Origin of the sequence: Mucilaginibacter sp. SG538B, assembly GCF_013376065.1 — a bacterium.
Lineage (GTDB): Bacteria > Bacteroidota > Bacteroidia > Sphingobacteriales > Sphingobacteriaceae > Mucilaginibacter > Mucilaginibacter rubeus.
On sequence record NZ_JABMJI010000006.1, the window covers coordinates 394,573 to 416,466 of the forward strand.

At 45.6% G+C, this 21,894-nt stretch carries 10 protein-coding genes; all 10 read left to right on the forward strand.

Translation table 11 applies throughout. From position 1 onward, the window contains the following. Nucleotides 1-97 precede the first annotated feature (97 nt). Nucleotides 98-3,517: a SusC/RagA family TonB-linked outer membrane protein gene (locus FHW88_RS27265; RefSeq protein ID WP_218117312.1), complete on the forward strand. Its 3,420-nt coding sequence runs from the start codon at nucleotides 98-100 to the stop codon at nucleotides 3,515-3,517. 85 nt (nucleotides 3,518-3,602) lie between these two features. Beyond that, nucleotides 3,603-5,360 (forward strand): RagB/SusD family nutrient uptake outer membrane protein, encoded by a 1,758-nt coding sequence (locus FHW88_RS27270; RefSeq protein WP_255485461.1) that lies wholly within the window; start codon nucleotides 3,603-3,605, stop codon nucleotides 5,358-5,360. Between the two features lie 75 nt (nucleotides 5,361-5,435). Beyond that, a complete protein-coding gene (locus FHW88_RS27275) occupies nucleotides 5,436-7,745 on the forward strand; it encodes a glycoside hydrolase family 3 N-terminal domain-containing protein (RefSeq protein WP_176628717.1) in 2,310 nt (769 codons plus the stop codon). Nucleotides 7,746-8,489: 744 nt separating this feature from the next. Beyond that, nucleotides 8,490-10,847: a TonB-dependent receptor gene (locus FHW88_RS27280; RefSeq protein ID WP_176628718.1), complete on the forward strand. Its 2,358-nt coding sequence runs from the start codon at nucleotides 8,490-8,492 to the stop codon at nucleotides 10,845-10,847. A 1-nt stretch (nucleotide 10,848) separates the two neighbouring features. After that, complete coding sequence (locus FHW88_RS27285) at nucleotides 10,849-12,051, forward strand: PepSY-associated TM helix domain-containing protein (RefSeq protein ID WP_176628719.1); 1,203 nt, start codon at nucleotides 10,849-10,851, stop codon at nucleotides 12,049-12,051. A gap of 653 nt (nucleotides 12,052-12,704) precedes the next feature. Further along, the gene (locus tag FHW88_RS27290) at nucleotides 12,705-13,307 is read left to right on the forward strand and encodes an RNA polymerase sigma-70 factor (RefSeq protein ID WP_176628720.1); all 603 of its coding nucleotides are present in this window, start codon (nucleotides 12,705-12,707) and stop codon (nucleotides 13,305-13,307) included. A 277-nt stretch (nucleotides 13,308-13,584) separates the two neighbouring features. Further along, nucleotides 13,585-14,796 (forward strand): FecR family protein, encoded by a 1,212-nt coding sequence (locus FHW88_RS27295; protein ID WP_176628721.1) that lies wholly within the window; start codon nucleotides 13,585-13,587, stop codon nucleotides 14,794-14,796. A gap of 139 nt (nucleotides 14,797-14,935) precedes the next feature. Beyond that, a complete protein-coding gene (locus FHW88_RS27300) occupies nucleotides 14,936-18,322 on the forward strand; it encodes a TonB-dependent receptor (protein WP_176628722.1) in 3,387 nt (1,128 codons plus the stop codon). A 16-nt stretch (nucleotides 18,323-18,338) separates the two neighbouring features. Continuing rightward, complete coding sequence (locus FHW88_RS27305; protein ID WP_176628723.1) at nucleotides 18,339-19,823, forward strand: RagB/SusD family nutrient uptake outer membrane protein; 1,485 nt, start codon at nucleotides 18,339-18,341, stop codon at nucleotides 19,821-19,823. Nucleotides 19,824-20,108: 285 nt separating this feature from the next. Beyond that, on the forward strand, nucleotides 20,109-21,683 hold the full coding sequence (locus tag FHW88_RS27310) for an FAD-dependent oxidoreductase (RefSeq protein WP_176628724.1): 1,575 nt from the start codon (nucleotides 20,109-20,111) through the stop codon (nucleotides 21,681-21,683). The last annotated feature ends 211 nt before the right edge of the window (nucleotides 21,684-21,894 follow it).

Here is a 21,894-nt window from a genome sequence, read left to right on the forward strand (position 1 = left end):
GGAAGCGCAGCGAACGCTCCCCGGGATGCGTTTGGGACGAATAAGCTAACAATTGACCAACCAATTATATCAATCTTAAACCCAAACACCCAAATGTATGAAATTAAATTTTCACACGGGATTGAGGCTGCCCGCCTTTGTCCCTAAATTTCTATTGGTAATGAAACTTACCTTTATCCTGCTTGTTACAGCTTTTTTACAGGTATCCATGGCAAGTTTTGGCCAAAAGGTTACTATTAAAGGTAGCAAAGTAAGTGCAGTTCAATTTCTTGAAGCAATAAAAGCCCAAACTCCCTATAAAGTATTGTATGCGGAGGAGATGTTACCGGGCCTCACGGCTACCGATCTTAGCCTGAACAACGCCAGCGTTGAAATTGCGCTGGAAACCTTTTTTAAAGATAAACCAATTACCTATACCCTTACCAAAAACGTAATCGTGCTGAAGTACCGGCCTGTGCCGGTGCCTGAGCGGGCTGCCGAAAAAAATCAGGCCATAACCGGAAAGATAACGGATAGTAAAAATCATCCGATCGGTGGCGTTAACATTACGCTTAAGGGTACAAGTACGGGTACCACCAGCGATAGCAGCGGCGATTATAAGTTAACCGTGCCCGATGGTGGAGGCACCCTGGTCTTTTCTTATGTTGGCTTTGAAACAAAGGAGGTGATCATCACGCGAAACAATGTAATCAACGTTCAGCTCACCGAAGTTTCGCAGAAGCTGAGCGAAGTGGTGGTAGTAGCTTTTGGTACAACTAAAAAGTCATCCCTAACTGCTGCGGTTTCAGAAGTAAAAGGCTCAGAATTAGTGAAAGCTGCCGTACCAAATATTACGCAATCGATTGCCGGTCGCATGGCGGGTATTGCAGCCCGTCCTAATGGTGGTGTCCCCGGACAGGATAATCCTAACATTTTTGTTCGCGGTATTTCTACAACAGGCAATAACGGTGCACTTATCGTTATCGATGGTATAGTCAGGAACAATATCAGCCAGGTAGACCCAAACACCATCGAATCGGTAACCGTGCTGAAAGATGCTGCCGCGGTTGCGCCTTATGGCCTGGGTGGTGCAAATGGCGTTATCCTCATCACTACAAAGCACGGGAAAGCGGGTACCGCCAGTCTTAGCCTTAGCAGTTATTACGGTTTTCAAAGACCAACCTTTCAGCCGACCATGCTGAACGCTAAGGACTACATGACTTTGAAAAACGAAGGGGATATCAATTCAGGCCTGGCAGCAGAGTTTGATCCTGACCTGATAGCGAATTATGATAAACTGCATGCCGAAAATCCCGACAAGTATCCGAACAGTAACGCCCAGCGCGAAATGGTAAAAACCAATACGCCGCAGCAGAATTATAACCTGCAGCTTTCTGGCGGCAACGATAAAATGCGTTATTATGTAGGTTTCAACTTTTTCAAACAGAACGGTATCTACGATCCGCTGGTTTATAACAGGTATAATTATAATGTAATGCTGGATGTAAATGCCACTTCCACTACAAAAGTCACCTTATCCTTAAATAACGCGGTTGAATATAACCAGACCAGCCCAAACCCCAATGGTATATCTTATATTCCGGTTAAGGCCTTGTATTATAGCAATGGTCTATGGGGCGAATCTGGCGGCTACTCGCCGATTGCCGACCTGAAAAGCGGCAGCTACGCCCGGACAAAACGCAACCAGGGTTTGAACAGCATTTCTGTAGACCAGCAGTTGCCCTTTGTAAAGGGTCTGAGTGTCAAAGGGGTTTTTAGTTATGACCCATCCTATACGGAAGATAAGGGATGGTCCCGCCCAACCTATTATTACCTGTATGATGGTACGGTAACACCTGCAACCTATACTAAAACCCTATTGGGCGATGGTGTTACTACCTTATCGCAAGGTTTTGGTAAAAACCAGAATTTTACCTACCAGGGGATCTTAAATTACCATGACACCTTTGGCGATCATGACCTTACCGGTTTAATAGTGGCAGAAGCCCGCGACGGTAAATCCAGCGGGTTTAACGCCTCGCGCCGCGGCTTTAGTGTTAATGTGGATGAGCTTGACCTTGGCACTTCCGATCGCCTTAACTTCAATAACGGCGGTTCGTCGGGAACCAGCAGCCAGCTTGGCTATGTTTACCGTATTGACTATGGCTTTAAAGGTAAATACCTGTTTGGCGCTACCGGCAGGTATGATGGCCATTACTATTTTGCCCCCGGTAAAAGATGGGCCTATTTTCCGGCCTTTTCTGCCGGTTGGCGGTTGTCTGAAGAATCGTTTATCAAAGACCATCTGAATTGGGTAGATAACCTGAAGCTGAAAGGTTCATGGGGTAAGTCAGGCAACCTGGCCGGTTCGGCATTTCAATACCTGTCGGCTTATAACCTGTATGGCAACGCTTATGCCTTTGGTACCGGCAGCCTGGTGCAGGGTTCATATGTACCTTTGGAAGCTAACCCTAACATCACCTGGGAAAAATCCACTAAATCCGACGTGGGTATAGAGTTCTCGTTCTGGAAAGGAAAGCTAACTATGGATGCCGATGTCTTTTACGAAAAACGTACCGGTATGTTGTTGCCTCCTGCCATTACGGTCCCGGTTGAATATGGGCTTAACCTGGCCCAGGAAAACGCCGGCATCATGGAAAACCGGGGTCTCGACCTCACCATCGGCACAAACCACCGTTTTGATAATGGTTTGCTGATAGGCGCAACCGGAACATTCCTGTATGCTAAGAATAAGCTGTTGCAGGTTTTTGAAACCAGCGCCACCAAAAACAATCCAAACCGCAGTCGAACCGGCAGGCAATTGGGAACTCCCTTCGGTTACCAGGCGCTTGGACTGTTCAAAAAATCAGACGATAAAAACGAAGACGGTGTTATCAATGCCGCAGACGGTTACAATGTAACCCAATTTGGTACACTGCATCCGGGCGACATCAAATATGCCGATTTAAACGGTGACGGAAAAATTGATGCCAATGACGAAACGGCTGTTGGTAATCCGCTTTACCCATCATCAACCTATGGTTTAAACATCAATGCATCATGGAAAGGATTTGATGTGAATATTTTTTTCCAGGGAGCGGCCGGGGCAAGCATCAACGTCCAGGGCTACCAAACTATTCCTTTCCGCATCAATAACACCAATACCTCCTACGAATATTTTAATAATCGCTGGACACCAGAGCATGAGGACACTAAATATCCGAGGTCGTATGCATCCAAAAGTACCAACAATACTACCAATCCCATCAATGGCGATGGCTTTGGCGACTTTTCATCATCGTTCTGGATGAAGCGTACCAATTTCCTGCGGTTGAAGACTGCTGTGATCGGATATACCATTCCGCCGGCAATTACCAAAAAGGTGAGTATCCAAAACCTACGGGTCTTCGCTTCCGGGCAAAATATCTTTACCATGGGCGGTTTAGGGTTCATGGATCCCGAAACCGGCTTCTCGCAGCGTGAGGAAGCGTACCCGGTGCAGAAGGCGTTCATTTTTGGAGTACAGGTTACATTTTAATTTAAGCGGATTAAGAGACATGAAAAATTTTAGAAAATATAGCGCACTATACAGTATGACGTTAATATGCATACTACTTTTGCCCATGCTACCGTCTTGCAAAAAAGACTTTCTGGATAACCAGAATAAAAGCGCAATTGCCGGTGATACGCAATGGGCCGATGAACCAAGTGCAGACCTATTCCTGAACGATATTTACGGACAGCTGAACAACCTCAACAACACGCCCGATCCCTTGGATAGTTTTACCGATGATAATGACGGCGGGCCATACTGGAAATCATGGCGCTGGCGGCAGGGTATTATCGGTCCGAGCGTTGAAGGGGGAACCCCAATGGAAAATGACGGGGATGCTGCCAGCTACACCGATTGGGGCGCTGTTTATGCAAGGATCAGGAAATGTAATACCTTTATTCAGCAGGTTAATGCCCATTCGGCCAACTACAGCGACACCTATAAAAGGAAACGGCTGGATGAGGCCAGGTTTCTGCGTGCGTTTTTTTATTCTTACTTATGGATGCATGTTGGCGGCCTGGTCATTATAACCGAACCCCAGGACCGTAAGACAGATACCAACGATGAGCTTTATAAAGAAAGAAGTACCTTCGAGGCAACTTTTAACTTCATTGACGCCGAGCTGGATGCTGTGGTTAACAACAAAGCTTTAGAAGTGAAATACTCATCAGGGGCAGGCGATGCCGGTCGGGCTACACTTGGTGCCGCCCTTGCTTTGAAGGGTTGGATAGAACTTTTTGCAGCCAGCCCCGCGTTTAACTCAAGCAGCGCTGTAATGGGTGCTGATCCTAATAAATTTTACAGTTTTGGCAATACCGATAATGCCCGGTATGTTAAAGCTGCCGCCACCAATAAATTATTTATGGACTCCTATGGCGGCCAGTACGCTTTATATAACGATTTGACCCGCCTTTTCACCGAAAGCGCCGAATATAATTCGGAGGTGATCTGGGACAGGCAAGCCGTAGCAAACACCGGCGGTACCATTGGGGGCGACTTTAATCTTTTTGGCGGGCCGGTATATGTGCTTGGGCAATATTATACGTGGGGTAACTATGACCCGACGCAGGAGTTGGTTGATGATTTTCAAATGGATAACGGTTTGCCCATTACGGCACCCGGGGCGGGTTATAACCCACAAAAGCCTTATGAACACCGGGAACCACGTTTTTATGATTGGATAGTTTATGATGGTGCGCCGTACAAACAACCATGGATGCCGCGGGCTGATACGATCTATACCCGGATCGACAAGGTGCATCCATCTAAAAATGAGATAGATTTTGGTTCATCGGATGTGTCAAACACTGCCTATTATTTCAAGAAACGCCTGAACCCTGACCGTATTCCTAACGGTAACCGTTCCGACGGACAGAATTACATCTATTTCCGTTACGCTGAAGTGTTGTTGAACTACGCCGAGGCGCAAAATGAAGCGGTTGGGCCAGACGGATCGGTGTATAGTGCCGTAAACAAGATACGTGTACGCGGCGGCTTACCTACGCTGGAAACGAGTTATGGCGGGCAAACGCTTACTAAAGAACAGATGCGCACGGTAATCCGCAGAGAACGCCGTGTTGAACTTTGTTTTGAAAATAAACGCTGGTATGACCTGGTACGCTGGCGTTTGGCGGAAGATGTTTTAACCAAAGATTTTCACGGTATGAAGATCACGAACACCGCCCCGGTAAATAACAGCGGGGTTTGGAAGTATGAAGTTGTTCCGTTGAACCACCCGCATGCATTTACGCCCAAAATGTATTTAAATCCTATCCCGCAGCCTGTAATTGATCAGAACCCGAAAATCAAGCAGAATCCTAACTATTAATAGTTGACCAGCACTCAAACCTGCGCAGCATATGACTGCGCAGGTTTTTACCATCGATTCCTAACAAACAACCATATGGTTTTAAAAAAGCACGTTTGCACACTTATTATTGTTTTATGCGGGCCGGCAATTGTATCGGCCCAGGTTTACAAGGATCCCAGGGCTCCCGTTGAAGCCCGTGTAAAGGATCTTCTGAAACGAATGACGCTGGAGGAAAAAGTAGGGCAGATGAGCATGTCGTCACTGGATGGTTATAAAAAAAGCAGTGTCAGTTACGGCGTATTGTCAAGTCCTTTTTCTAACGTATACGACGTGGCGAGGCAATCTGCCAATGCCAAACGTTATGCAAGGGAAGAAACCCGGTTAGGGATTCCGCCGATCCAAATTGGCGAATGCCTGCACGGGCAGCTTGCCGCAGGTGCAACCACCTTTCCGCAGGCTATTGCGCAAGGTAGTACCTGGAACCCCACCCTGATACAAAAAATGGGTGCCGCTATTGCCTATGAAGCTTCCACATCAGGTGTAGATCAGGCATTGTCGCCCTTGTTCGATCTGATCAGGGATGCACGCTATGGGCGTGTTGAGGAGTGCTTTGCAGAAGATCCTTACCTAACCGGGCAACTGGGCTCAGCGTTTGTACGTGGTATGCAGGGCGATCCTGCTCAAACACGGAATGCTTTTGCCTGGGACAAGGTACTGTGTACCGGGAAGCATTTTGCTGCTTACAGTAAGCCGCTGGCCGGTATCAACCTTGCGCCGGCCGATATCGGGGAGAGGGAGCTGCGTTCGATGTTTCTTCCGCCGTTTCGCGAAGCGGTGCAGGAGGCCAATATCGCCGCTGTCATGCCATCGTACAACGAAATTGATGGCATCCCGGCACATAGCAACGAATTTTTGTTAAAGCAGATACTCCGTAAGGAATGGGGTTTTAAAGGTTATATTTTTTCTGATTACGGCGGCCTTAGCCAGTTATATGATTTTCATAAGGTTGCAAAAACAAAGGAAGATGCAGCTGTGATGGGCATAACCGCCGGCGTTGATCTTGAAGCAGCCGGCCCGGACATTTATGCCAAACTTGTTGGCCTGATCAAATCTGGCAGGGTAAAGGAGGCCCAGGTAGACAGTGCTGTGGCAAGGATACTCACCATTAAGTTTAAAGCAGGTTTGTTTGAAAAACCTTTGCCTGATACCGCCAGGATCCGGTCAAGGCTGCATCAACCTGAAACGGTTGCACTATCGCAGCAAATAGCCGAAGAATCTGTCATCTTACTGAAGAATGATAAAAACCTCCTGCCGCTTGACGTCAGCAAATTAAAGTCGATAGCGGTGATTGGCCCTAACGCGAACAAGGTTCAGTATGGCGATTATAGCTTTACCCGTGATAATCTGTCGGGTGTCAATGTACTTGAAGGGATTAAACAATTGGTGGGGGCGGGTGTAAAAGTGAACTACGCTCAGGGCTGCGAGTTAAGTGGTTTGGACAAAAGTGGCTTTGATGAAGCTATCAAAGCAGCGGAAAGCAGCGACGCGGTAGTTGTCGTATTAGGTACCACGAGTGTGGTATGGTCTGGTGTTGGCTGGAACGGGCAGGCGCCTCAAAATGAACCCCTGGACCCGTTTACCTGCGGTGAAGGATACGATGTTACCGATATTAATCCGCAGGGCGTACAGCGCGATTTATTGCAGGCAGTTTATAAAACCGGCAAACCGGTTATTTTGGTACTGGTACACGGCCGGCCGTGGAGCATCAGTTGGGAAAAAGATAATATACCTGCAATACTTGAAGCGTGGTACCCTGGCGAAAAAGGCGGTACGGCCATAGCCAATATCCTGTTCGGCAAGGTTAATCCAAGCGGCAGGCTCAATATGAGCATACCGCAGTCTTCCGGTCACATCCCTGTATTTTACAATTACGTAAATTCAGCAAAAGGGATAAACCGCAAACCCGGCACTATCGAAAAGCCCGGTCTTGATTATGTTTACGGAACTACCGATCCCTTGTTTTCGTTTGGTTTTGGCCTTAGCTATACTTCGTTTGAATACAGTAACCTCAAAGTATCAAAAGATGCATTTGGAAACGGGGATTCCGTTAAAGTATCGGTTGATGTGAAGAACACGGGGAGTATGGCCGGCAAGGAAGTAGTGCAGTTGTACCTTGGTAACAAAGTTAATTCGGTAAGTACGCCCGGGCTTTTCCTGCGCGGTTTTTCTAAGGTGCTGCTGGCACCGGGGGAGGGGAAATCCGTAAACTTTACGATTAGTTCCGACGATGTCATGATCTGGAACCGCAAGATGAAGGAGGTTGCAGAACCCGGAACCTTTGAAGTAATGATAGGAAAGGCTGCTGATAATATAGTTTTGAAAAAGCAACTTGAGTTCAAATAGATTTTTGCTTTTGGCCCTCTTTATTAAATATACGTTTCTATGCATATTTCAATGTATAGTAATCAATAAACTCCAGCTTTGTAAGCACCCGAGGTTGTTTACAGGTATGATAAATTTGTAGTTCCTGATTAAAATCCAGGCCAAACGATATCTACATGATAACATCGAACATCAATCTTTTGGAATAATTGCTATTTAAGATAGTTACTTAGATCAATTACATCCATCGACTGTGTTTTTTGTCAAAAGTCGGCGAGCATTATCCCCTGTTCGATCAAAAACGGATTAGATTTTTAAAATCGGCCTTAATCATCAAATAAAGTGGCAAACCGTTTTAAGTCATTTAAAAATTGGTTCGTGTAGCCGGAGGGTTTGAGTACCGAGCCGGAGTTAGTTCTAAATTTAGTTCTTACTCCGGTTTTTTTCTTATGTAATCCGCGGTTTATCTGGAACATAAGTTGTGCCACTAAGTTCACCTCACTGGTTCGACCTGAATTTTCAAGAATTATCATTTTTTTCGGGATAGATCTAACGATGATAGCCCTTTCTTAGCTGACAACGGTTACTGTTAGTAGTGTGAGTCGTTTTTATTTGGATTTATTCTAAATAACGCGTTTCTTTGCGACGAATAAGATATCGCCTATGTAATAAATTAATCCGCATAAAAAAGCCGGTGATCCGTCGCCAAACTTCCTACCGGCCAATGTTAACAGATCCTTCAACCCATTAATCATTTAAACAAAGATGTATTCTTTCTTATGCAGTAAAAAATTTTACTTTACTTTTCTTTCATTATTTTTTTCGGCGGGCCTGTTCGCCCAGACCGGGACCATCAAGGGGTCTGTCAAAACCTCAGACGGCCGCCCCGCCGAATTTGTGACCATCGGCTTGGCTGGTGCAACCAAAGGAACAACTGTCAATCAAAAGGGCAATTATCAATTAAAAAACATTTCCCCGGGTAATTATACGCTGACGGCCAGTTTTATTGGCTTGATTACCCAAAAAAAAGAGGTGGAACTTAAAGCCGGCGAAACGGTGACCGTTGATTTTGTATTATCCGAAAACAATGAGCAATTACAGGAGGTAGTGGTAAAGGGTGCTAAAACCAACAAATTTGCCAATAAAAAAAGCGAGCTGGTGGCCAGGATGCCGCTGGCCAATCTGGAAAACCCGCAGGTTTACAGCGTAGTGACCAGGGAACTGCTGCAGGAGCAGGTGGCAACCAATATCAGCCAGGCCACCGGTAACATCACCGGAGCGGCGCCGAATAACTACCCGGCAGGTGGCTTCGCTATTACTTCGCGCGGCTTTATTACGGGTATTAACGCCCGTAACGGTATGGAAACGGTAGCCAGCCGTTCCGGCCTGGATATCGGGAATATCGAGCGCATTGAAGTACTGAAGGGGCCTTCAGGTACGTTGTTCGGAGCTAATATTTCTTCTTTCGGCGGAGTGGTCAATGTAGTCACCAAGAGGCCTTACGATACGTTTGGCGGTGCCGCCTCGTATACGTTGGGCAGCTACGGATTAAACCGGATCAGTGCGGACGTGAACACTCCGCTAAATTCCGAAAGAACGGCCTTGGTTCGGATCAACACCGCTGTGAACCGCCAGAACAGTTTTTTGACCAGCGGGCATAATAACACTGTGCTCATCGCGCCCAGCTTGTCTTACCAGGTCAGTGACCACCTGAAACTGAGCGCCGATTTAGAGTATTTCAATACTGACCAGACCAGGATCATGTATACCCGCGTGACACCGGCTTCAGGGATCACCGGCGCTGATCAGATTCCGCTGGCTTATAACAAGTCACTGTATCTCGACGATGCCAACGCGCTGACCAGTTCCAACAAACTATTTCTGGAAGGCAAATACAGGATTTCAGACAACTGGACCGCGACCACTTTATTCTCTTTCGTGAGCGAGAACGTGAAACAGAGCTACCAGTATTATCCGACCTGGATCTCTCCGACGAAAGTGGCCCGCAATGTGGTGCTCTATGGCCCGATGTTTAATAATTATACCAATTTTCAGGAAAACGTCAATGGAGAATTCAAAACAGGGGCAATCAAACATAAAGTGTTGATTGGCCTGAGCTACCGTTATTATAACGGCAATTTCTATAGTACGTCTACACCGGCTAACCGGTTTATCGACACGGTAGATGTCAGCAAAACCCCTAACCCGGTTGCTGTGGGCAAGGCTAAAGTAGATGGGTATTTTCTTAAATACGGCACGCTTGCTCCATTCGGTGTTTCAGACCAGTTTACCACCAGTGCCTATGCGACGGATGTGATCAGCCTGAATGAACGCCTTTTCGCCATGCTGAGCCTCCGCTTTGACCACTACCGCTATAAAGGCTACACCAGCCCGAGCGTATCAAGTCCTTATACCCAAAACTCAGTGGCTCCAAAGCTGGGTTTGGTGTACCAGTTGATGAAAGACCAGGTTTCGCTGTTCGGTAATTACATGAGCGGTTTCCAGAATATCGCCCCGGCCCAACAACCCGATGGTACTTTATTCGTGCTGAAGCCCATCTTTGCCAACCAAACGGAGGGCGGGGTAAAGACCGAAGCGTTTGAAAAAAAAGTGAACCTGACCTTAAGTTACTACTATACCAACATAGCCAATGCCACCCGTACGGATTCAAAAGGCTTTACCTTTCAGGATGGCCGGCAGGTTAGCAAAGGAGTGGATGCCGAGCTGATTGCCAACCCCTTGCCTGGTCTGAACATCCTCATGGGGTATGCCTATAATAACAATAAGATTTTAAAAACAACCAATCCTGCCCTGGAGGGCAATATGGCAGCTACCGCGCCCGCAAGGATCGCTAACTGGTGGGCCAGCTACCGCTTCCGGCAGGCTTTAAAAAATGTCGGGATCGGCTTTGGCGGCAACTACGTAAGCAGGGCTTTTCTAACTGCAGACAACACTTACAGCCTGCCGCATTACACCATCCTAAACGCGGCTGTCTTTTATGACCAGCCAAAATGGCGCTTTGATTTTAAGGTGAATAACATAACGAAACAAAGGTATTGGGACCTTGCCGGTTCAGCCCAGCCCTTGGCCAACATAGCCGCTAACCTCACGATCAAGTTTTAATATGGTAACGAATAGAAAAAAGAAATCAGCCTTCCGCCGTGTAGCGGAATGGCTGCATTTATGGCTGGGGCTGATCTCCGGCCTGATCGTCTTCATCGTATGTTTTACCGGCGGGCTTTGGGTCTGGCGCTACGAGATCGGCTATTTCACGGAAAAATACCAGCGTGTTGAAGTACGTAATAGACCATATCTTCCGCCCTCCGTGCTTATTGCCAGGACCCGGGCTTATCTCGGGGTAAAAAAAGATACCGGGGCAACACTGAGCAATCTCATCAACAACGGCCCCGGGCGTTCGGTCATGATTGGCTATACTTTCGGTAAAAAAGGTATTGCCAATATCTATGTTGATCCGTATGACGGGCACATCATCCTGGATAAACGTAAGCCTTCGACCTTCGAATGCTTTATCCTGTTTGTGCGCGCAGGGCACCGTTTTCTGTGGTTGCCGCAAAAGATCGGCAGCCCCATCGTCGGTTCGGCCTGTTTGGTCTTCCTGGTCATCATCATTACCGGCCTGATCTGGTGGTACCCGCGAAGCTGGAGCCAAAAGAACCGCGACAGGAGCTTTAAGATCAAATGGAACGCCAACTGGAAACGACTGAATATCGACCTGCATAATGTGGCCGGGTTTTATGCTTCCATTTTTATCCTTTTTTTAACGGTTACTGGCATCTATTTTACGTTCGACTGGTTCAAACACAGCATGTACCGTACGCTGACCTGGAAAACGCCCGTTGAACTCAAAGAGGATGAGCCATCGTCAGATACGACGTTCACCAGCAAACCTGTGGTATCCGTGGCGCTGGACGATATCTGGCGGCAAATGGCCAAACGTCATCCGGATTTCGGGCGTATTGTTTTAACCGCTCCCCATGAAGCCAAAGAACCTTACGAGGCGATGGTATTCTTTGGTGACGGCACCATTATTTATAACCGCGCTACCTATTTTTATGACCAAAGCACACTTAAACCATTACATTATATTGATGAGGAAGACCGCCCTTACGGCGAGCTGTCTGCGGGCGAAAAACTATACCGCATGAATTTCGATATCCATACCGGTCAGATCCTCGGGCTGCCGACCAAAATACTGGCTTTCTTCGCCTGTATGATCGGCGCAAGTTTACCGGTAACGGGCACGCTGATCTGGTATAACCGCAAGTGGGGTAAAAAGAAAAAAAAAGCAGCCTCGCCATTGGTCTGAGAATCAATGGCCTGCCTGCACCGGGGCTGATCTTCGGGCAGGCAGTTCAGGTGCTGCGGTATTTGTCCTAACTTCAGTTTACGTAAAAAAAGCATGGTTAAGCAGCATTCCGGTCAATGAACAAAGCGCGGAAAAGGCTTGTATGTATGGCCGGTAAACGCGGGCCGCTTTCAGTCTTATAATTATAATATACTGCTGGTAGATTACATGTCTTGACGGAATTGTCATGGTTTACCACCTCCTTCCGGCAAATTTTGCACCTGGTCCTTCCATCCTGCGCGTAATAAAAGCATCAGTAAAGTAACTTGTTGTAAGTTGTTGATTGTTAAGCGATAATGAGTTTTCTTGACTTTGCATGTAAATGCCCGAATCTGCCTGATGCATTTTGATAGCGGTAATAATATGTTTGCTTTAACAATAGTCTCTATTTGCTTCCTGCATTCAAAGGTTGAGTATTCCGCCTTCAGGGATAGCTTACTTACGGTAACTGCCTTACAGATCTGGCCATATAAATAAGTGTTTAATAGCTACTAAGCCGGCTCCCAATAGGATCCTTCCAGTTAGCAAAGTTAGATCCGGCTTCGCTCAAACGCGTTGACATTTTTAGTTTTAATTGCCTAGATTTGTATTTGGGTGTACTTTCCCCCGACGCCATGGCGGTTGATCAATTAAAAAACCTGAATGAAAATGAATTAATGCACAGGCTGCAACTTGGCGACATACAAGCGTTTGATCATGTTTTCGAAAAGTTTTATAACGCCCTGTGCTTTTATGCGACCAGGCTAACATCTGATAGATTTGCAGCAGAAGAGATTGTTCAGGATATTTTTTATAAACTATGGAACAAGCATGCCGATTTTATTTCTCTGAACTCGATAAAAGCTTTTCTATACATCAGCACCCGTAACGCTTCGATTAATTTTCTAAATAAAGAACAACGGAAAATAAAGCATGACGCTGAGTTCGGCTTACTGGAAGATGAATTTCAGGAACCGGTAATTAATGAGATTATTTACACGGAGGTATTACGTGAGATTGCTATTGAAGTAGATGCCCTCCCTGAACAATGCGCGAAAATCATTAAGATGATCTTTGAAGACGGTCTGCAACCTAAGGAAGTTGCGGACAAACTTAATATAACGACAAGCACCGTTTACAACCAAAAAATGCGGGGGCTTTCGATTTTAAAGAAACGTCTTTCGGGAAGATCATTTAGTATTTTAACTTCCGTGATGCTATCCATGTATTTCAAATAAGAAACACTTCCGGTCTTAAAGTTTTAAGGTTACGTTGCCCGGTATGTTCTAATTCCCTATTACATGCAGTTGCCCGGCTTTCTGTACTATGCTGCTATATCATCACTTTTTTTTATTGTTTCAATTGGCACGCTTTTCACAAGGGACTGACTGTAATTGAATAAGGTTTTCCTCACTGAATACGACGAGTATTTAAGAACGTAAATATTTTTTTCAATGCTTTAGAGGAAACACCCGTATGCATTGTTTCTATAACATTAACACCAATTCATAGGCCATGTCGGATAAAAAGTTGTATGATTCATTTCATATAAGCAAACTTTTAGCAGGGAAACTTAGTGATACCCTCACAGCAGCAGAAGAGGCTGAACTGGAGGCGTGGTTAGACAGGAACGCCGGCAACAGGGAAATCCTTGAAAGGTTGTTAAGTGAAAATATCCGCGACGGCGATATCGGGCTCCTGCTGGAATTTAATGTTGAAAATGCATTAAGGAATATCAAAGCCCGGATCGCTCATGACCGAGACCATGACCTGAGATCTGAAAGAACAAAAAGCTATCCCTTGAGGATTGCTGTAGCAGCAACGGTTCTTATAGCGCTATCTGTTGGCTTCTGGTTATACAAAGGCAAGCCGCATAAAGAGCAGCTATCGCTTCGTGTTAAAAAGATCGAGATTACGCCGGGTGTCAATAAAGCAATATTGGTTTTGTCCAATGGAACTAAAATAGATCTTCAAGCAGCCCAAAGAGGAAATATCACTAATCAGGCGGGCGCCGTTGTCCGTAAAGAGGCGGACGGCAAAATAGCCTATCGGGACGCCGGTTCTGCAGGCACTCAACCGGATACAGAGAACGAATTAAACACTTTGTATGTTCCCAAAGGGGGCCAATATCAGCTGACCCTTCCTGATGGTACCCGCGTCTGGCTTAATGCGGCGTCATCATTAACCTATCCAGTTGCCTTCAAAGGCAAAGAACGCCAGGTAAAATTAGCCGGGGAGGCCTATTTCGAAGTGGCTAAGAATCCCGAAAAGCCATTTCATGTCAACGTAGGAAGCAAGCAAACGGTGGAAGTATTGGGGACGCATTTTGAAATCAAGGCTTATGATGATGATGCCGATATCAGGACAACTTTACTGGAGGGCTCGGTAAAAGTGAGCTGTAAAAACAGCCATGTCATTATAAAGCCGGGCCAGATGGCCGTGAATAATCTGAAAGAGCCTTTAACTATCAGAAATGCCGACCTGGACGAGGTGATGGCTTGGAAAAATGGCCTGTTTGTTTTTAACGATGAGCGGATTGAGGACGTATTAAAGATAGCTGCAAGATGGTACGATGTGGATGTGGAGTACCGCGCCGGTGCGGGCCAAAAGAAACTAAGGGGTATTGTATCCAAATACAAGAACATTACGGAACTGCTTGATAACATAACCATAACATCCGGGATTCACTATAAAATAGAAGGAAGGAGGGTAATCTTGATGAATTAATATTCTACTAAAAGAGATTACCGGAAAAAGACCAGGGGCGTTGCAACCGCCCCTGGTGAACACAGCCTTGAGAACTGTGTAAGCAGGTAATCAGTATGATCGCTGTTAACAACCAATTATTAATTAACCTAAGATTCAAATGTATAAAATTTATACAGCATTTGAGCGTGGGCGTATGTTCCATGTTCATCCTAAATTATGGAGAGTAATGAAACTTTCTTTTTTTATCTGTCTTATCGCTTTCGTTCAGGTAAGTGCTTCCTCTCTTGCTCAAAAGATTAACCTGAATAAAAGGAATGCCCCGCTATGGGAAACCTTAAACGATATCCACAAACAAACTGGTTACAGTGTTCTTTGCGACCCGGAAATTTTAAGCAATGCCAAACCTGTTACGGTTAAAATAAAAGACGGATCATTGGAAGAGACCTTAAAAGCGTGTTTTATTGACCAGCCCTTCCAATATGTGATCAATCAAAAAACGATATTAATCACACCCGCAAAATCGCCTGTGCCTATCCTCAGTGAATCTGTCGCCGCTATCAAATTAACGGGCAAAGTGACCGATGAGCAAGGAGATCTGCCCGGAGTAAGCATCAAATTCAAGGATTCCAATATAGGGACGATATCAGATGCCAAAGGCAATTATGCTCTCAGTGTTCCCGATGGTAAGGGAACACTTGTTTTTACCTGTGTCGGTTATTTGACCCAGGAAATTCCTATTGAAGGGCGCACTACAATTAATGTTCAGTTAAAAGTGGAAGCAAAGGGATTGAACCAAATCGTAGTGATCGGTTATGGTACGGTCCGCAAAAAAGACTTAACGGGTTCGGTTTCCTCAATAGGGGCCAATGAAATCAAATCGCAACCGATTAACTCGTTTAACCAGGCATTGCAAGGGAAAGTGTCCGGTGTGCAGATTACTCAGGCATCTAATGCACCTGGCGGGGGGATAACTATTCGCGTGCGTGGCGGCAATTCTATCTCTGCCAGCAATGATCCTTTATATGTCATTGACGGTTTTCCAATTTCGGTTCCTGTCGCTGCAAACGGTGCCAGTGGCAGCGGAGCCAGCTATGCTAACCCCCTCTCTACCATTAACCCGAATGATATTGAGTCAATAGAGGTTTTGAAAGATGCTTCAGCTACTGCAATATATGGTTCGAGGGGAGCGAATGGTGTGGTATTGGTAACCACCAGGCGTGGAAAACTTGGACAAGCTAATATTGAATTCGAAACCTATGCCGGTGAACAGCAGGTCGTTAAAAAACTAAAGCTAGGGAATGCAATGGATCATCTCAATTTGAAGAATGAGCAACTTGTCAATCTCGGCTTCCCGTTACGGTTTGGAAACCCCGGTGGTGCTTATCCTCAACCTGTTGCCTCATATGGAGAGGGTACCGACTGGCAAAGAGAAATCTTTAGGACCGCCCCGGTGCAAAGCTATCAATTGTCCATTACCGGTGGGTCCGATAAAGTAAAATACCTGGTTAGCGGGAATTATTTAAATCAGGACGGTATTGTCATAGTCAACAACTTTAAACGCTACGCATCGAGGGTAAACTTAGACGCCACCTTGAGCGGGCACGTTAAAATTGGGTCCAACCTTACTGCATCACGGACAGTTAATAACGGCGTGTCAGAAGGCCTCGTTGCGGGTCCTATATACGAGGCGCTGACGATATCACCAGCCAGCCCCGTTTACGCGGCGGATGGTAACTATCAGTTATTGAATTTAGGCCCTGGAACAGGTTTCGCGAGTACGCCCAACCCGGTTGCTGTGCAAAACACATCAACGAATTTGCTTACAACTGACAGAATGCTGGGTAATGTATTTGGCGATTTCAGCCTAACAGAAGGCCTGAAGGCCCATATCAGTTTTGGTGCGGACGTTCAAAATTCATTCAGAAACGTATTCTTTACCCCACAAACTCTTGCAGGGAGTGGCCGAAACGGCTACGGCAGTAACGGCACTTCTGAAAACATCAATACGTTGAATGAAAACACGCTTACGTATACCAGGAAAATAAATGCTAATCACGCATTTGATATACTTGCTGGCGTCACCTTTCAAAGCAACAGGCTGCAAACAACCTATCAGGAAGCGGAAAATTTCCCGAACTATGTATTGGGTGCCAATAACTTATCGGCAGCCAATACACTTGATATTACAAGCAGCAGGCTGGAGAAGTGGGGCCTGAATTCCTATTTGGCCAGGATAAATTACCGTTTTAAAGGCCGTTACCTGTTCACGGTTAGTGCACGCGAAGACGGCTCGTCACGCTTCGGTGCCAATAATAAGTATGGATTTTTCCCGTCCGGCGCATTTGCCTGGCGTATTTCTGACGAGAATTTCTTAAGAAACAATCCTGCTATAAGCGACCTCAAGTTTAGGGCCAGTTACGGTATTACCGGGAATGATGGAATTGGCTTATATAATTCGCTTCCTCAATACACCATCGGGAAAACTGTATTTAATGATATCGAAGTACTTACCAACCAAGTCTCGCGTATTGAAAACCCGGATCTGAAATGGGAAAAAACCGCGCAACTGGATATCGGTCTCGATGCTGGTTTTTGGAATAACCGAATCACCGTTGTCGGAGATTATTACTCGAAAAAAACCAGCGGTTTATTGTTATATGTGGATTTACCCGCAACAACAGGCGCTACCAGCGTCTTGCGTAATATTGGCAGTGTACAAAATAAAGGGTTTGAATTGGCAATTACGTCTGTAAATATTGACAAAGGTGCAAACGGGTTTAAATGGACTACGGCCGGTAACGTTTCTTACAACGAAAACAAAGTCACCGCACTAGCTAATGGCGTAGATCATTATTTTTCCGGGTTAACGATAATTGAGGTTGGGAAACCCCTCGGGTCCTTTTACGGTAATGTATTTGATGGCGTGTGGCAAACAACGCAACAGATTGCGGCCGCGGGTCCGTTGGCACAAGCGGGTAGTTTGCCTGGCGCGTATCGCTGGAAAGACGTAAATGGTGACGGTGTCTACAATGAATCGACAGATCGTCAGGTATTGGGAAACGGCCTCCCTAAATTTGTTTTTGGCCTCACCAATAATTTCGCATACAAAGAGTTCGACTTCTCGTTTTTCCTGCAGGGTGTTCAAGGCAATAAAATTTACAACACGTTCACGACTTTGATAGATGCGCAATACAACCACCTCAAATCATACTACGAGAATCATTGGACACAAAGTAACCCGAGTAACACTGTTGGAGGTATACGTCAGTGGGTTTTGCCTGCGGTTTCGAACTTTGCGATAGCGGATGGCTCGTTTATACGCTTAAAAAATGTTACGTTCGGGTACCAATTGCCAACATTTACGAAAATTATCAAGAAAGCCCGCGTCTACTTTAGCGCGCAAAACCTGCTTACGTTCACTAAGTACAGCGGCTATGATCCTGAAGTCAACGGCGATTTCAACAGTAACACCGTGTACGGAAGAGATAATTTCAATTATCCGCCGTCAAGGATCTATATGCTTGGTCTGTCTGCTACATTTTAAATTAAATCTGATAAACATGAAACCACAATATAAATTTTTGAGCAAAATGCTGCTTTTCAAGGGGCGCACTCTTTGGTGCGGTTTACTGGCTTTGGTGTTGATACTGGGAGGCAGTTGCAAAAACAATCTCGTCGAAAAGCCTTATTCGTTTTTAGGGGAGGAAAATTCTTTTAAAACCGCAAGTGATGCTACGGTTGCACTTGATGCCGTATATGACCGGTTAAGAACCATATATGGTATGACAATGATTAACCTGGCGGATCTTAATTCAGAAGAATTGAACGTTGAGTCAACGGTTGGCGCCACGATATTAGATTTTAAAACCAATACCTATTCCTCCTCCAATCCTACTTTTGATTCTTTTTACACCAACTGTTACCTGTTGATTGACCGGGCAAACCGTGTGATCAAAAACGTTCCGGGGATTGCGATGGATGCTACCGCTAAAGCGCAGGTGATAGGGGAGGCGAAGTTCCTGAGGGCACTGACATACTTTAACCTGGTACAGGCATTCGGGGACGTGCCGTTGGTTACTTCACCTACTTCCGATGTCGTGAATGTTAGTATACCGCGGACTGCCGCTAATGATATCTACACGCAGATCATTAATGATTTAAAAGATGCGGATGCCGCAGGGCTGCCGGTGAAATACACTGCCGCCGGGACGATCGGGCGGGCGACAAGCGGCGCCGTGAAGTCGATTCTTGCAAAAGTTTACCTTACCCGCAAGGACTACACCAATACGGTCCTGTATGCCAAGCAAGTAATTGATTCTAAGTCCTATAGCCTGTTTTTGGATTATAAGAACATTTTTCCGCCTGAAAACAAGAATGGCCAGGAGCATATTTTTTCAGCACAATACAGTTGTGTAAAGACGGCTTATGGCAGTCCGATGGCTGAATTTTTTTCAATTTATTTTTCATATCCTATCAACCAGGGCGGTGGGGCATACAATGTAGAACCCGCCTATGTAAATTCTTACCTGTCAGGCGACTATCGCAAACAAGTTACTATCATCACTCAAAAAGTAAATCCGGCAAACAATCAGTTGGTATCTGCCCGCAACGGCCCTTGTGTTGATAAATACTGGGACCCCTTACCTTGCGCGGAATTTGATGCGCGGAATAATTTTATGATTATACGTTATGCTGACGTGCTGCTTATGTATGCCGAAGCGATTAATGAAGTCAATGGTCCAACGCCTGATGCCTATGATGCCATTAATCAGGTGCGTACCCGTGCAAGAAACGGCAATTCATCAGCCAATCCTCAAAACCTGACCGGCTTATCGCAGGCTCAGTTCAGGGATGCGGTTTTACAGGAACGGGGCTGGGAGCTTTGTTTTGAGGGCCATCGCCGCTGGGATTTGTTAAGGACGGGCAAATATATTAGTACTTTGCAAGCTGCAGGAATACCGGTTTCACAAAAAAATCTGCTTTACCCTATCCCGCAGCACCAGATCGATGTAAATCCGGCACTTACACAAAATCCCGGTTATTGATCAGGTCCAGATCAAGGATAATCGCGAATGAAATGGGTTGAGAGGGTACTCGTTCTGAAATTGGATTAAGCGGTTCGTATAGCAAAAGCATGATGATTATCTGCCTGACGCTGATTTTGCCGTAAGATTCAAATCAACTATCCTGCTTCATTTCCGACCGGAAAATCAGAAATCGAAAGCTTGTTGCCTTGGTTACCGGTACTGAGATACCAAAAGATGCATATCGTCCGGTAAACTTAAGCAGCGGCTGTTATCGATAGGCAAACCTGTATTATAACTAAACAGATGAAAAAAACATATAGAGTAATTGTATTGCTGATACTTTACGCTTTCAGGTCAAACGCTTCCGACAGGCCTACCGTAATAGTTTATGGTGGAACGCCCGGCGGGATATCAGCTGCAGTAGCAGCGGCCAGACAGGGTGCTAAAGTCATTTTAATTGAGCAGACCCGCCATGTAGGTGGTATGAATACCAGTGGAATCGGAACTGCGGAAACCGAACATATGATTGAGGAAACGATCTCGGGAATTCCGCTGGAGGTCTATACCCGAATTGGTAAGGCTTACGGAATGAATAAACCCGCTTTTTACTTTGAATCGCATGTTGCAGAAAAAATATTTGTTGCTATGCTAACCGAACAGCATATCTCCGTTGTTTACGGTGCTTTTGTTCATATCGTAAATAAAAGAGGCGGCGCTATCCAAAGTATAACATTGACCAACGGAAAAAGAATAAGCGGAGATACTTTTATTGATGCAACTTATGAAGGCGATTTAATGGCAAGGGCAGGCGTATCCTATACCTTTGGGCGGGAAAGCAAAATGCAGTATGGCGAATCGCTTGCCGGTATACGTTTGTTGGATAAAGCTATAGACGTTTCGCCATATGATGACAATGGAAATTTACTTCCCGGATTTGCAGCAGCAAAAAATTTAATAAACGGGGAAGCCAGTAAAAGGATCATCAATTATAATTTCCGGTTGATGATGTCTACCAACACCGATAAGGTACCGTTTCCTCCGCCATCGCATTACGATGCAAACCGTTTCCTTACGCTCAGGCGCCTGCTGGCTAAGCATCCTGATACCAAACTGGCAGATATTATCGATTTATATTCCTGGAACTATCCGCCGGGAAAGTTTGAAGCCAATAATAAACAAAATTCGGTTATCTCACTTGGGCTTTTTGGCGGTAACACCAGTTATCCGGATGCCGGGTACGAAAAGCGGAAACAAATTTTCCAGGATCATAAGGATTGGACATTAGGCCTTCTCTATTTTTTGCGGCATGATCAGTCCGTACCAAAACAACTACTCGATGAGGCGAACAGATACGGTTTGGCGCCTGATGAATTTAAGGACAACCATAACTTTCCTTATTACTTGTATATCCGCGAAGCGCGCCGAATGATCGGAAGTTATGTACAAACACAAAAAGACATTTTTGAAGAAACTGCAAAAAATGATGCGATTGCATTGGGATCTCATTTTGTGGATTGCCATCACGTGCAAAAAGTGGCGATATCCAAAACACAATACATAAATGAAGGCCGTATCTGGGTTAAAGTCGACAAGCCATATGAACTTGCTTATCGCATTATTACCCCGAAGCGAAATGACTGTACCAATTTATTGGTGCCGGTTTGTGTCTCCGCTTCCCACGTCGGTTTTTGCTCCATCAGGGTCGAGGTAACTTGGATGCAACTTGGCCAGGCCGCAGGTATAGCAGCAGCGATGGCTGCTAAAAACAAACAGCCTGTACAGGAAGTGAATACCAGGAAACTGCAGGAGATTTTAAAACATGAGGGCGTTTTGTTTAATCGGGATGAGAAACAATGGATATCGAATGATAAACAGTGACAACCGGATTCTAAAGTCTGCTACCTTAATTGGGATTAACCCGATGGTCTTTGGTCCGGATAGCTGATCCTTCCATACCGCGGCAGGTAACTTCAAAATGACGGATCCCAATCGGCTGCGGTTCGCATCAAATTAAAGGGCAGAGGCTACAGTGATTTTGCGGATAGTGATGCTGTTGGGGGTCGCCTGATAATTAAGGTCGTTCGATTTG